The sequence below is a fragment of the Brucella gallinifaecis genome, from assembly GCF_006476605.1.
In the GTDB taxonomy this organism is placed as follows: Bacteria; Pseudomonadota; Alphaproteobacteria; order Rhizobiales; family Rhizobiaceae; genus Brucella; species Brucella gallinifaecis.
Window position 1 is genome coordinate 392,273 of record NZ_ML636800.1, and the last position, 13,909, is coordinate 406,181.

The following is a 13,909-nucleotide window of genomic DNA, read 5'->3' on the forward strand; positions in this document are numbered from 1 at the left end:
GAAAATAACACAATAAAGCGCTTTCAACGCTGATATTCGATTACACGACTGCGGTTGAGAACCAGTTCCAGCCTGTTTTCACCTAAAAGGTGAATGCAGATACGACGGCGCCAAGGTCCATCCTGCAATGTAAACAAAGCCCGTCCTTTACCCAGATCTTCAAGTGGCATGACCTGACGCACTGGCCCAATGCCCATAATGATATGTCCGTTATCGACAGTGAAGGATGCACCAAAGAGTGATGCATTCCAATATCCATCAAACTCATTGCCGACTGGTTTTGCCTGCACTGGACGCAGTTCACGTGTCACATGGCCGATTTCGCCTTGCAATGCTTCTCCGTCCCAGCGCAGCCTGATCGGAGATGATGAAGACAAAGAAGAAACCCATCCGTCACCGATATCATAAAGCGGATCATCGGCTCCCAGAAAGCTTGCAACACCGCCACGCATCTCCAGCCAGAATGGGCCTGTATCGGCGACATATAATCCATCATCAATAAAAGAGGCCCGCTCAGGCAGTGAAAGCCCGTTAAGGGCAGCCATACAATCACGAGCAATTCTATATGTATCTGCATCTTCACGATTGCAGACAACAATCATACCGGTTTTTTCAGCTGGATCGAGGAGGAAATAGCTTTGATAGCCCGGATGCGATCCACCATGACCAACAAACTGCTTGCTATCAATTTCGCTCGAGCGCAGACCAAGACCATAACCTGTTGGTCGTCCGTCACTCAAAAAATGCTCGGCAGAAAGTTCAGAAAGTACACCGCTCAGTGCGCCTTCTCCTGCCAAAAGAGCCTGCGCCCATTTTGTAAGCGCCATACCACTTCCAGCCACACTGCCCGATGCAGAAAGATGCAATCCGGCACTGCTTTGCAGCCATTTATCACCAGATTTCCAGTAGCCGGGCATAAGTCCTTTAACTGTATCTGCCCATTCGTCGGGCGCATCCATAAAGATATTGAATGGCTGATTTATCTCTGAGCAGACAAAATCTTTAAAAAACACGCCCTTACGTTCCAAGGCAGCTTCCACAAGCCGATATCCGGTATTCGAGTAGGAAATTTCAGTGCCTTCACAGAAATTGAGCCGTGTGAGCGATGATAGAAACTCTATCAGGCTTTCTGCACTTGTATGCGAATATATGGATAGGCCTAACAATGTCAGGCACTCACGTGTATCAGGCAATCCCCCCGTCATATCCAGCGCACGAGCGATAGTCACATCACCAAGTGGTGCCTGTAATTCAGGCAAGTGATCACCGATGCGATCATTCAGACCAACCAGATCAGAATGACGCAAAAGCATTGTGCAGAAAATATGCTTGGTGATGGATGCGTAGCGAACAACCGTATTTGCGGTAAAGGGAATACCGGTGGAGAGGCTTTCCAGCCCTCCTGCATAGGCAAATTTTACGCCATCCGGGTCAAAACCAATGATGACACCACCCGGTTCATCCTTTCTCCATGTTCTGGAATAAAGCTTTGCAGCCAACGAGGCTGCATTCCAGTCAGCACGAATGGGCATAAATACTCCGTCATGCGACTTAAAAATCGCTTAGCGCTTTGTTACCAATATGCCTATGCGAGCTCTCACATATTCACTGATGAATTTACCAGCCCGCAAAACATTGTAATCCACATAATTGGGATTCTTGCTAACACACAAGCCCGTGACATCCTTTATGTTTTATCTATGCATGGATTATAAACACAGTTTTGTCAGCACTTAAAAATACCTTTGCCTTGCAACGCAGCGGGCTCCGCCAAAAACTCTATCGCTTCATTTAAAGCTGCAAATACTGGCGCTATCCACATCTTCTCCCCATAATTATCGTTTCTTTTTCGTTTTTTTTCCTTTCCACCATTATCATTTTCGGATTTATTCTATTATTGGGAGTAAAAGTTGATCCAAAACGAAATTGCAGTCATATAAGTGTAATAACCATAATGCAGGTATCGGAACCGAGAGAGTGGATCGAATCCGTTCTTGACGTTCACGAAACCGCGTTTCCTGAGGAGGAAATATGCTTACCCGTCTGATCACAACTTCAGCGCTGACTGGCGCCCTTGCCCTCACCCTTGGCTCACAAGCCTTTGCACAGACCGAGCTAAGCTGGTGGCACGGTATGGCTGGCGCAAATAACGAAATGGTCAATGAACTGGCAAATGAGTTCAATGAAAGCCAGAGCGAATACAAGATCGTTCCTGTCTACAAGGGCAGCTACCCGGAAACACTCAATGCAGGCATTGCCGCATTTCGTTCCAAGCAACCTCCTGCAATTATTCAGGTTTTTGATGCCGGCAGCGGTGTCATGATGGCGGCTGAAGGTGCAGTCGTTCCTGCAGCTGATGTGCTTGAAAAGGGTGGATACAAATTCGACAAGTCGCAGTATTTGCCGGGCATCGTAGCTTATTACTCCAAACCGGACGGCACCATGCTGTCATTCCCATACAATTCGTCTTCACCAATCCTTTATTACAATAAGGATGCTTTCAAGAAAGCTGGTCTTGACGAAAATACCCCGCCAAAGACATGGCCGGAAGTTTTTGAAGCTGCCAAGAAAATCAAGGCAAGCGGTGCTTCCCCTTGCGGTTTCACATCGACATGGCTGACCTGGATCCAGACCGAAAATTTCTCTGCCTGGAACAATGTCGCATACGGCACCAATGAAAATGGTCTTGGCGGCACAGACGTTGAACTCAAGATCAATGAACCGATTTTTGTAGAGCATTTTCAGGCAATTGCCGATCTCGCCAAGGACGGAACTTTCCGCTATGGCGGCCGCACTTCGGAAGCCAAACAGCTCTTTACTTCCGGCGAATGCGCGATGTTGACGGAATCTTCGGGTGGTCTCGGTGATGTGGTCAAATCGGGTATGAATTATGGTATTGGCCAGCTGCCTTATTATGAAGGTCATGGCCCACAGAACACCATTCCGGGTGGTGCAAGCCTTTGGGTTTTTGCTGGTCTCAGCGATGACGAATATAAAGGCATTGCCCAGTTCTTCAACTTCCTTTCACAGACCAATATCCAGCAGAAACTGCATGAGAAATCCGGTTATCTGCCTGTGACAATGGCTGCTTATGAAGCAACGAAGAATTCGGACTTCTATGAAAAGAACCCGGGCCGTGAAACACCGATCCTCCAGATGATGGGCAAGGCGCCAACGGAAAACTCCAAAGGTGTCCGCCTCGTCAACCTGCCTCAGGTTCGTGATATTCTCAACGAAGAATATGAAGCGATGCTTGGCGGTAAACAGGATGCAAAGACTGCGCTCGACAATGCTGTAAAGCGTGCAAACGAAGCGATTGCCGCCGCACAATAATCTGATGAACTAAAGCGTGCCGCCTTCCCTCAAAGGGTCTGGCGGCACTGCTCTTAGTAAGGAAATTCCCGTGCAGAATGTCACGTTTCCAAACAAGATCTTGCCCTATTTTCTGCTGGCACCGCAGATCATATTGACTGTGATCTTCTTTTTCTGGCCAGCAAGTCAGGCAATCTATCAATCCTTCATGCGTGAAGACGCCTTCGGACTGAAATCAACATTTGTTGGATTGGCAAATTTTACCAATGTTCTGTCTGACCCGAATTACCTGCACTCGGTTCAGGTAACGATTGTCTTCAACCTTCTGACCGCATTTGTTGCCATGGGCGCAGCATTATTGCTTGCAACTGCTGCGGACCGTGTCATTCGTGGCAAGACCCTTTATCGTACACTTCTGATCTGGCCTTATGCTGTTGCACCGGCTGTTGCCGGCATGCTCTGGCTGTTCATGTTTAACCCTGCCATGGGCACCCTTGCCTATATGCTGCGTAGCGCGGGTTTTGCATGGGATCCTTTGCTCAATGGCAATCAGGCTATGGCGATGATTGTGGGTGCAGCCGCCTGGAAACAGATTTCCTATAATTTTCTGTTTTTTGTTGCAGGCCTTCAGGCAATCCCGAAATCGCTTATTGAGGCGGCAGCCATTGATGGCGCACGCGGCGCGCGCCGTTTCTGGTCGATTGTTTTCCCGCTTCTTGCGCCTACAACTTTCTTCCTGCTGGTGGTCAACACGGTTTATGCCTTTTTCGATACGTTCGGCATCATTCATTCCGTTACCGGCGGCGGCCCTGCCAAAGCAACCGAAACCCTCGTCTACAAGGTTTATAATGACGGCTTCGTCAATCTCAACCTTGGCTCTTCATCGGCGCAGTCGGTTATTCTGATGATCATTGTTATCGCGCTAACCGCATTCCAGTTCCGCTTCATTGAGAAGCGCGTGCATTATTCGTGAGTGAGGCGAGCATGATTGAAAAACGTCCAATCTCAAATCTGTTCGGCCACCTGATCCTGATCATCGGAATCATAGCTGTTGCCTTTCCGATTTATTACACCTTCGTCGCCTCCACCATGACATCGGGCCAGATCATTCGCCCTCCGATCCCACTGGTGCCCGGTGGACATATGCTGGAAAACTACAACGAAGCCATTTTCGGTGGCGTCGAACGTGTCGTCGGCGTCAGTCTGGAACGGCTTTTGTGGAATTCCTTCGTGGTCGCAATGGTGATTGCTATCGGCAAAATCATCATCTCCTTCATGTCAGCATTTGCGATCGTATTCTTTCGCTTTCCCTGCCGCATGTTCTTCTTCTGGATGATCTTTGTTACGCTGATGCTGCCCGTGGAAGTGCGCATCCTGCCAACTTACAAGGTCATCGTCGATCTGGGCCTGATCGATACTTATGCAGGCCTGACCTTGCCTTTGATAGCCTCGGCAACAGCAACTTTCCTGTTCCGGCAGTTCTTCCTCACCATTCCCGGCGAACTGGTAGAAGCTGCACGTATTGACAATGCAGGGCCGCTCCGCTTCATGCGCGACATTCTGCTGCCGCTGTCAAAGACCAATATTGCTGCCCTCTTCGTCATTCTATTCATCTATGGCTGGACCCAGTATCTATGGCCACTGCTTGTCACCAATGATGCAAAAATGAATACGATCATTATCGGCCTTCGCCGTATGGTCGATTTCGCTGATGCGTCCACACCGTGGAACTACGTCATGGTTACAGCTATTCTGGCAATCATACCGCCGATCCTCGTTGTTGTGTTGATGCAGCGCTGGTTCGTAAAAGGTCTCGTGGAAACGGAAAAATAATGAGCAAGATCACTCTTGATAATGTCCGCAAGAGCTATGGCGGCGGTGTTGAAGTCATCAAAGGCGTCTCGCTGGATATTCAGGATGGCGAATTCGTCGTTCTCGTTGGTCCATCGGGCTGTGGCAAATCCACACTTCTTCGCATGATTGCAGGGCTTGAAAATATTACTGACGGCACGATTTCTATCGGCAACCGCGTTGTAAATGACGTGGAACCTGCCGAACGCGACATCGCAATGGTATTTCAGAACTATGCACTCTATCCGCATATGTCCGTGCGCGATAATCTTGCCTATGGTCTGAAAAACCGCAAAACACCAAAAGACGAAATCGAACGTCGCATCGCCAAAGCTGCACAAGCACTCGAAATCGAGCAGTTTCTTGATCGCAAACCACGCCAGCTTTCCGGTGGTCAACGCCAGCGCGTTGCAATGGGGCGTGCAATTGTCCGCGAACCATCCGCATTTCTTTTCGATGAGCCGCTCTCAAACCTAGATGCTAAACTTCGCGTGCAGATGCGCGTTGAAATCAAACGTTTGCAACGTTCACTTGGCACAACAAGCGTTTATGTAACCCACGACCAGATGGAAGCCATGACCATGGCAGATCGTCTGGTGGTGCTCAATGCCGGCAATATCGAACAGGTTGGCACGCCAATTGAACTCTACGAGAAGCCGGCTTCCACTTTCGTTGCTACATTTATCGGTTCACCATCGATGAATCTGCTCGAAAGCGGTGAAAACAACGTCTGGCAACCGGGCAAAGCTGTGCCACTCCCTTCCGATCATTATACTTTTGGTGTGCGCCCGGAAGACATCTATATGATTGAAAATGGTGAGGCAGATGCTGATGGCTTTAATGCTACGGTTCGTATTGAAGCAATCGAGCTGGTCGGTGCAGAAAGCTACATTCATAGCTCACTCACTGATGGCAAGCCTTTGATTTTCCGTGTGCAGGGCCGCTCAGAACATGCAATCGATGAAGTGGTCAAGATTGGCGCATCAGCAAAAAAAGTGCATATTTTCGGTGCTGATGGTCGCCGGACAGAGAATTAGAGCATAGCTCAAATATAAAAACCGTTTTCAGGAATGCACTTTCATTCTCATATCGGGCGTTCAGACTTGTGAGCGTCCGATATAAAAGAGGTGTTCTTATAGTTTTAGAGCATAATCCGACCGGAGTTAAACGAGGATCGATAAGATTATGCTTCAAATACAAAGACTTTAGAGCCCCGATCTGATTCAATCAGATCGAAACGCGCTCTAAAGTAATCCGCCTTTCAGAGCGCGAATCCACTCGATGCTTTCAGCCACGATTTTATCAACGGGATCTGCAATATCTGCCCGGAAAACCAAAGGCTCGCCAACTGGGCTTTCAAGCGTTGCAAGCTGGCTTTCCAGCATTTTCACAGGCATGAAATGGCCAGTACGTTGGCCCATATGCTGGTGCAACAGTTCAAAACTTCCATCCAGAAAGACAAATATCAGCACTCCGCCGGAAGCAGCGCGCATCCGCTCACGATAGGTTTTCTTAAGCGCTGAACATGACACAACAATGCCACCTTTGGCAGCAGCGATCCGTTCTCCAATCTGGTCCAGCCAAGGCCACCGATCTTCATCCTGCAAGGGAACCCCTGCCATCATTTTATCGACATTGGATTGAGGATGCAGACTATCACCTTCCAGAAAAGGCAAATCTAACGCTTCTGCAAGCTTGTCGCCGATAGTTGACTTTCCCGAACCGGAAACACCCATAACAACAATATTCATGCTCTCAATCCTCAGAATGTTTCTGGCCTCAGAGTGCTTCGGGCCTCAGAATGTTTCAAGCTGAAGATTAACGCGGCTTGCAGCACCCACAACATGGTTGCGCATCACTTCACGCGCTTTTAGCGGATCACGCGCAGCCACTGCATCGCGAATGGCAACATGTTCGGCAATCGTTATTTCAACAATTTCTTCCAGCACAGCGCGTGCACGTGCTGCGCGAATAGCCTGACTGATACGTTCGGCAATAAAGCCCAGCACAAGAGGGAAATATTCATTATGCGTGGCGCCAGCAAGCACCCGGTGAAATGTAAGGTCAGCTGCAATACCATCATCAGACCATTTCTCGCTGCCGGTCATCTCGGACAATGCCTGATCGAGCTTATGCAAATCGTCAGATGTATGATGCACCGAAGCAAGCCCTGCTGCTTCAATTTCAAGCGCCATACGCAATTGAAAGAGGCTACGGAAATTATCACGATTTACCAGTGTTTCCGGCTCGATACGGATTGAATGGCGACGGTCTAGCTCTGTGACAAAAGCACCAACACCCTGTCGTGTCTCAATCAAGCCCTCATTGCGCAATTGAGCAATCGCCTCCCGTATTACTGAACGACTGACACCAAAACTCTGCGCAAGATTATGCTCTGTCGGCAATTTATGACCCGGCAACCAGCCACCTTCGCTAATCTGACGAACAAGTTCGGAGGCAATACGCGCTGGCAGCTGTTCGTTACGCCTGATTTCACCGAACATGATATGCTCCTCCATCGCATTGCCTTATCGTCAGCTTTATTTCAATGTCAGTTAAAAGCTGGAATCCCGATTCATAATTACTTAATGCTCCATAGCCTCTTTTAGTCATTTAAGAAATGATCAGTTTTCCAGATCAAAGAGTGGCTTAAAATCATTCTAGTTGCGGCAGCGAATGGCTTTCGGAGTTATCTAAAAAGACCAATAAAACAATAGCGCAGAAAGCAGTTCCCAAAAAGGCAATATACGGTTATCAGACAACCCTACAATGGTTTTTGCCCTCTGGTGTGGCGAATCTGAAATTCGTATCACTTTGGAACTGGGCTTTGATAGAGTTTCAGATTCAAATCCGCCACGCTAGAGCACACGAATAAAATGAGAACCAATCAGGAGGAGCTACTCGTGCAAGACAAACTTAATCTAAACTCATCAATCATCCTACCCGATGACAGTGCATCAGCCGTCCTGATTGGCCGTGTATGGTCAAAGGCTGAGAATGGTCCCTGCCCGGTTCTCGTCGTCAATAATCATGTGCATGATCTGTCTGGCCTGGCGGCCACTGTTTCTGGTCTGCTCGAGCGCAAGGAACTGGTTAAAGAACTCAAAGACATCGCCCGTTTTCCCGATCTGGGAGCACTTGATGACTATCTTTCCGGTGACAAAGGCGAATTGCTTGCGCCAATCGATTTACAGTCAATCAAAGCAGCAGGCGTCACCTTCGCTGACAGCATGCTCGAACGCGTGATTGAAGAACAGGCCAAAGGCGACCCAAGCCGTGCACGGGAAGTTCGCGAACGTCTTGCACCTGTCATCGGGGATAGTTTGCGTGGTGTGGCTGCCGGTTCCGAAAAAGCGGCACAGGTGAAAAAGCTGCTTCAGGAAATGAGCCTCTGGTCGCAATATCTTGAAGTCGGCATCGGTCCAGATGCAGAAATTTTCACAAAATCGCAGCCTATGTCTGCGGTTGGCTGTGGTGCGAGCGTTGGTATTTTGCCAATTTCCCAATGGAACAATCCAGAACCGGAAGTGGTTCTGGCAGTTGCATCCGATGGCCGTATTGTCGGGGCAACATTGGGCAATGACGTTAACCTGCGTGATGTTGAAGGCCGTTCCGCACTTTTGCTTGGAAAGGCCAAGGACAACAACGCATCCTGTGCGATTGGTCCTTTCATTCGTCTTTTTGATGGCGACTTCACCATGGATATCTTACGAAAGTTAAAGCTGTCATTGAAAGTCAACGGCACTGACGGTTTTGAGATGACCGGTGAAAGCCCGATGGAAGCTATCAGCCGCGACCCTGAAAATCTTGCCGGACAGATGATGAACCGCAATCATCAATATCCAGATGGTGCAGTTCTTTTTCTGGGAACCATGTTTGCACCTGTCAAGGATCGTCGTGGTGCGGGTCAAGGCTTTACTCATGAAGTGGGCGACCGGGTCGAGATTTCAACACCAAAGCTTGGCCGTCTGATTAACTGGGTTGATCGCACTGATAAATGTGCAGAATGGACTTTCGGCATCCGTGCCCTGATCCAGAGCCTGCACAAGCGTAATCTGCTCGACAAAGTTTAACATTCAAAAAGCCGTTTGGGGCAATTCCTTCAGCCAAATAAAAATGCCGGGATATTACCCCGGCATTTTTGTTATTCTGGAAAGAATGCAAAGCGGATTACAAACAATGCTGCGACAATCCACGTGGCAAGATGAACTTCACGAACCTTACCCGTCACCGTCTTCAGTATGACGTAGCTGATAAAGCCAAATGCAAGACCATTTGCAATTGAATAGGTCAGTGGAATAGCAAGTGCGGTCAATGCGGCAGGTGCTGCCTCTGTGATCTCTTCCCACTTGATTTCAGCCAGTTCACGCATCATCAGGCATGCAACGTAAACAAGTGCTGGCGCCGTTGCTACAGCTGGAACCGAGCCAGCCAGAGGTGAAATGAAAAGAGCAGCAAGAAACAACAGCGCTACAATAAGGGCAGTCAATCCTGTCCGTCCACCAGCCTGCACACCGGATGCGCTTTCGACATAAGCGGTCGTGGAAGACGTTCCGAGCAGCGAGCCACCAAGAATTGCAGTGCTATCTGCAAACAAAGCTTTACCGAGACGGTTCGGCTTGCCAGGTTCAATCAAGCCACCACGCTTGGCAACACCAATCAATGTTCCGGTCGCATCGAACACTTCTACAAGTACAAAAACAAGGATTACATGCAAAATGCCAGTATGTAATGCCCCCATAATGTCGAGCTGCATGAATGTTGGCATCAAGCTCGGAGGAGCAGAGAACACCCCGCCAAACTGGGTAATGCCCATCGAAATCGATGCAATTGTAACGACAAGAATACCTATCAATATTGCGCCGCGGACTTTAAGAGCATCCAGTGCTGCAATAATGAAGAAACCTGCAATAGCCAGCAGAGGACCAGCTTCACGCAGATCTCCAAGACCTACAAGCGTTGCCGGATTATCAACCACAATACCTGCGCTCTTCAACCCTATCAGGGCCAGAAACATACCAATACCGGCAGCAATAGCGCTTCGCAGTGAATGAGGAATACCTTCAATAAGCCATCGCCGGATACCTGTTACAGTCAGGAACAGGAAGATAATACCCGAGATAAATACGGCTCCAAGCGCCTGCTGCCAGGAAAAGCCCATGGCACCGACGACTGTAAATGCAAAGAAAGCATTCAACCCCATACCGGGCGCCATACCAATTGGCCAATTGGCAACAACCGCCATAATGATCGAGCCAAGAGCGGCCGCAAGACAGGTCGCTACAAAAACAGCATTTCGATCCATGCCAGTTGTAGACAGAATATCAGGATTGACGAAGATGATGTAAGACATGGTCAGGAATGTCGTTACACCGGCGATTACTTCCGTTCGCACCGATGTTCCATGTTCCTGCAATTTGAACAGCTTTTCCAGCATGATCCCTCCAGGGCAAAACTCTCGCTTTCGAAGCACCAGTAAAGAGCCAAATGCAAAAGCTTGCGGTCAGCTGATTACGATCAGTGCAATCTGTTGCGATTGCCATATTTGTTAACCGCAGTCACTTTTGCGCACGCGGATTTGTTCCCATACACCCAATACGATCAAAATCACAGTTCTGACGCAAGAATGCCTGTTTATTAACTTGAATTAGTCCGTGTGAACGGGTTTTGCCCACATGCAATGGAAATGAGACACCCCGGCTGATTTGGAGGTCTGTATGCGTTCAAAGATGACAGATAGTGATTGAGCCATTGCGCTTGAAGTATTTCAAGCGTCACGGCATCCCCTGGATGGCAAAAGACGTAATAGTAAACTTTTTCCTGGAAGCGCTCCCTAATCGGGGAAGTCCACATCTTTTTTGTTTGCTCGCATTCACGCAGCAAAAGAAAAACCAGCGGCTGGCTAGCAGTCGCTGGTTGATGGAGGAGTTACAATAACCTGCCCCGGTATAATGGTTATATTAACCGCCAATTACGGATGGCAGCCATAGTGTCAGTTGCGGCACATAGGTAATGATAGCAAGACCGATCAGCAGCAGAATAAGCGGCACCAGCAAGCCCTGAACAATTTTCACGACACTAAGACCCGTCAATCCACTGGCGATATAAAGATTTGCACCTACTGGCGGGGTAATAAAGCCGATAGCAAGATTAACAGTCATAATCATGCCAAAATGAATCGGGTCAATATCGAAACCTGTCATCAATGGAAGAAGGATCGGGGTCAGGACGATGATTGCTGCAATCGTTTCCATAACCATGCCGACAACCAGCAGCATTGCATTCACGACCAGAAGCAACATCAATGGACCGGATACAGCACCACCAATCAAGGCACCAAGCATATCCGGAACCCCCAAAAGGTTAAGCGTTCGACCGATTGCCGCGCCTGTGCCCGCAAGAATGAGAATCGGGGCAATCGTCAGCGCCGTTCCGGCAACAGTTTTCACGACCCCTCGTGGTGTCAGCTCACGAAACACAAACACTGAAACAAATGCACTATAGGCCACAGCAATGGCTGCCGCTTCAGTAGGCGTAAACACCCCGGTATAGATGCCCCCAAGAACGATAACGGGAGCCAGAAGCGCCCACACGCTCTCGCGCAATGCCTTGAGGTAAGAAACCTGTCCTGCGGAAGTTGTGATCATATCCTTGTTCTTGGTGCCGTACCAGAATGCATATCCCATCAATAGCGAGCCGATTACCAAGGCTGGTAATACCCCGCCGATAAACAAGGCACTGACTGATACATTGGCAGACATGCCATAGATAATCATCGGAATGCTGGGCGGAACAATAACGCCAAGCGTACCTGCTGACGTCACCAGAACGGTTGCAAAACGCAGATCATAACCCTGCTTTGTCAGCAGAGGTATGGCCATTGCGCCAATTGCGGCCACTGTTGCTGGAGAAGACCCGGAAATCGCGCCGAAGAGAAGGCATGCGAAAACTGTCGCAATAGCCAGGCCACCATTGAGACGCCCGATCGATGCATCTGCAAAACTGAACAATCTGCGTGCCAGACCACCTTGCGTCATCAGATCGCCAGCCATCATGAACAGGGGAACAGCCAGGAAAGGAAAAGAATCAATTGCAGTAACAATTGTACGAACCGTCTGCGCGGTATTAACCGGTGCGCCGAACCAGGCCGGAATAATGGCACCGAACCCCAGAGCGATTGCAACCGGTACAGTCAGAAGAAGAAGCGCGAAAAATGATATCAGAGCAATTGCGGGATACATCAGAGGGCTCCCTGTTCAGGTAGTTCAATTTTTTTAGAAATGAAATCGACATAAAGTGCCTGAAGAGTACGCAAGAACGTCATTCCAAAGCCAACAGGAATAGCCGCATAGACAATCCACATCGGAATCCCCAAGGCAGGTGATGTCTGGCCGATCGCAGCAAGGCGCTGGATCAGGGGAATACTCGATGAAATCATCACATAACTAAAAAAAAGCACGCATAAATGCGCGATTATCGCAAAGATTCTGTAGCTCCGCTCTCCTAAAATGAGGGGAAGAAAATCAACGCTGATATTCTTGCGTTCGCGTACCGCAAGGCTGACGCCGACAATAGCGGTCCAGACCAGAACATAGCGCGTCAATTCCTCTGACCAGGAAAACGGTGCTCGCAGGAAATAGCGCATGATAACCTGAGCAAAAAGAACGCCAGCCATAGTAAAAAGAGCGGCAGTCAGCAGAATGCGCTCAAAATATCGTTCCAGATAACACAAGATTTTCATGGTTCCTCCCTGAGTTTGTGTTGCTTAAAAGGCGAAGTGTGCGCAAGAAAACGCACTCTTCGCCGATACTGTTATTTCAACGACGCGATCCGCTCGCGGAAATGTGCCGAGCCTGTTTCAATATGCTCAATCAACGCCTCCAGCGCCCAGAACCGTTCAACGATATCGAAGGTAATCGTACGGCTTGATATGTTCTCGAATGTTCCCAAACGCTGATGATAAAGCTTTGCAAGCTTGGGATAGCCCATTGGTTCCGCCATCGCTGCAAGTGCAAGGAAAACAGCCAGCTCGCTGGCAAGCTGGGGATGCTTTTCACCATCAATAAGCAACCACTTGTATAGGTCAGGGTGAATATTCGTGAAAACGCCGGTAAAGCCACGGGAACCTGCCTTCATTGCGGCATGGGCAATGGCAGCATTTGCATTCACAATCGCCAGAGATGTGCCTTTGGTCAACTCAACACGGCGGGCAACTGTTTCAAGGTCACATGAAACATCCTTGAGAATGTTGAAACGGCCAGAATTTGCGCAGAATGTCAGTTCATCATCACTCAACAGCCTACGGAATGGCGCAGGGCATTCGTAAAGACCCAGTGGCATATTTTGCGGAAGCTGCTCGAGAAGCCATTTAAGATCATCGATAAAGGTGCTTCCGCCCTTCTGCTTCACATCCAGCCGGTTGGTAACCAGGACCAGACCATCTACACCGGTTTGAGCGATGGCGTTGAGTTCTGCCGCCTGCTCTTCCAATGTATCGCTGACATGGCCTGATGCGATAACCGGGATACGTCCGCCAGCAGCCTTGACCACGCATGTGGCTAGTGCGACACGTTCCTCAAGGCTTAAAAATTGCATTTCACTTGACTGGCAAACAGCAAACAGGGCATCGCTGCCATTGTCGATATACCAATCGACCAGACGTTCTACCGCTGCAAAATCAATCTTGCCGTCAGCGCCGAATGGCGTGATCATTACAGGGATAATCCCTTCGATACGCTTTATCATG

General features: G+C 49.0%; 12 protein-coding genes. 5 read left to right on the forward strand and 7 right to left on the reverse strand.

The annotated features are described in order from the left end of the window. Nucleotides 1-23: 23 nt before the first annotated feature. Nucleotides 24-1,532, reverse strand: coding sequence for a serine hydrolase domain-containing protein (locus tag FHY56_RS01730; RefSeq protein WP_140903441.1), 1,509 nt, complete (start codon nt 1,530-1,532; stop codon nt 24-26). Between the two features lie 499 nt (nt 1,533-2,031). On the opposite strand from FHY56_RS01730, the gene ugpB reads away from it, so the two are divergent. The 4 genes from ugpB to FHY56_RS01750 all read left to right on the forward strand — a co-directional run bounded on the left by ugpB (nt 2,032) and on the right by FHY56_RS01750 (nt 6,200). Beyond that, nucleotides 2,032-3,333, forward strand: coding sequence for a sn-glycerol-3-phosphate ABC transporter substrate-binding protein UgpB (gene ugpB, locus FHY56_RS01735; RefSeq protein ID WP_168927567.1), 1,302 nt, complete (start codon nt 2,032-2,034; stop codon nt 3,331-3,333). A 70-nt stretch (nt 3,334-3,403) separates the two neighbouring features. Continuing rightward, nucleotides 3,404-4,285 (forward strand): sn-glycerol-3-phosphate ABC transporter permease UgpA, encoded by an 882-nt coding sequence (ugpA, locus tag FHY56_RS01740; RefSeq protein ID WP_140903442.1) that lies wholly within the window; start codon nt 3,404-3,406, stop codon nt 4,283-4,285. An 11-nt stretch (nt 4,286-4,296) separates the two neighbouring features. Then, nucleotides 4,297-5,145, forward strand: coding sequence for a sn-glycerol-3-phosphate ABC transporter permease UgpE (ugpE, locus tag FHY56_RS01745; protein ID WP_140903443.1), 849 nt, complete (start codon nt 4,297-4,299; stop codon nt 5,143-5,145). Continuing rightward, a complete protein-coding gene (locus FHY56_RS01750; RefSeq protein WP_140903444.1) occupies nt 5,145-6,200 on the forward strand; it encodes a sn-glycerol-3-phosphate import ATP-binding protein UgpC in 1,056 nt (351 codons plus the stop codon). Before ugpE ends, FHY56_RS01750 begins: the two co-directional genes overlap by 1 nt. A 207-nt stretch (nt 6,201-6,407) precedes the next feature. Here FHY56_RS01750 and FHY56_RS01755 read toward each other — a convergent pair whose 3' ends face one another. Beyond that, on the reverse strand, nt 6,408-6,914 hold the full coding sequence (locus tag FHY56_RS01755) for a gluconokinase (protein WP_140903445.1): 507 nt from the start codon (nt 6,912-6,914) through the stop codon (nt 6,408-6,410). 45 nt (nt 6,915-6,959) lie between these two features. Beyond that, nucleotides 6,960-7,667: a FadR/GntR family transcriptional regulator gene (locus FHY56_RS01760; RefSeq protein ID WP_140903446.1), complete on the reverse strand. Its 708-nt coding sequence runs from the start codon at nt 7,665-7,667 to the stop codon at nt 6,960-6,962. A gap of 372 nt (nt 7,668-8,039) precedes the next feature. On the opposite strand from FHY56_RS01760, the gene FHY56_RS01765 reads away from it, so the two are divergent. Next, entirely contained in the window at nt 8,040-9,236 is a 1,197-nt protein-coding gene (locus tag FHY56_RS01765) for a fumarylacetoacetate hydrolase family protein (RefSeq protein WP_168927568.1), read from the forward strand. 71 nt (nt 9,237-9,307) lie between these two features. Here the strand turns inward: FHY56_RS01765 and FHY56_RS01770 are convergent, their stop codons facing one another. The 4 genes from FHY56_RS01770 to FHY56_RS01785 all read right to left on the reverse strand — a co-directional run bounded on the left by FHY56_RS01770 (nt 9,308) and on the right by FHY56_RS01785 (nt 13,908). Next, nucleotides 9,308-10,600 (reverse strand): NCS2 family permease, encoded by a 1,293-nt coding sequence (locus FHY56_RS01770; RefSeq protein ID WP_140903448.1) that lies wholly within the window; start codon nt 10,598-10,600, stop codon nt 9,308-9,310. Nucleotides 10,601-11,123: 523 nt separating this feature from the next. Continuing rightward, on the reverse strand, nt 11,124-12,404 hold the full coding sequence (locus FHY56_RS01775; RefSeq protein WP_140903449.1) for a TRAP transporter large permease: 1,281 nt from the start codon (nt 12,402-12,404) through the stop codon (nt 11,124-11,126). Continuing rightward, entirely contained in the window at nt 12,404-12,904 is a 501-nt protein-coding gene (locus tag FHY56_RS01780) for a TRAP transporter small permease (protein ID WP_140903450.1), read from the reverse strand. Before FHY56_RS01780 ends, FHY56_RS01775 begins: the two co-directional genes overlap by 1 nt. Nucleotides 12,905-12,975: 71 nt before the next feature. Beyond that, nucleotides 12,976-13,908 carry a dihydrodipicolinate synthase family protein gene (locus FHY56_RS01785; protein ID WP_140903451.1) on the reverse strand — a complete coding sequence of 311 codons (933 nt, stop codon included), beginning with the start codon at nt 13,906-13,908 and terminating at the stop codon, nt 12,976-12,978. Nucleotide 13,909: the final 1 nt, after the last annotated feature.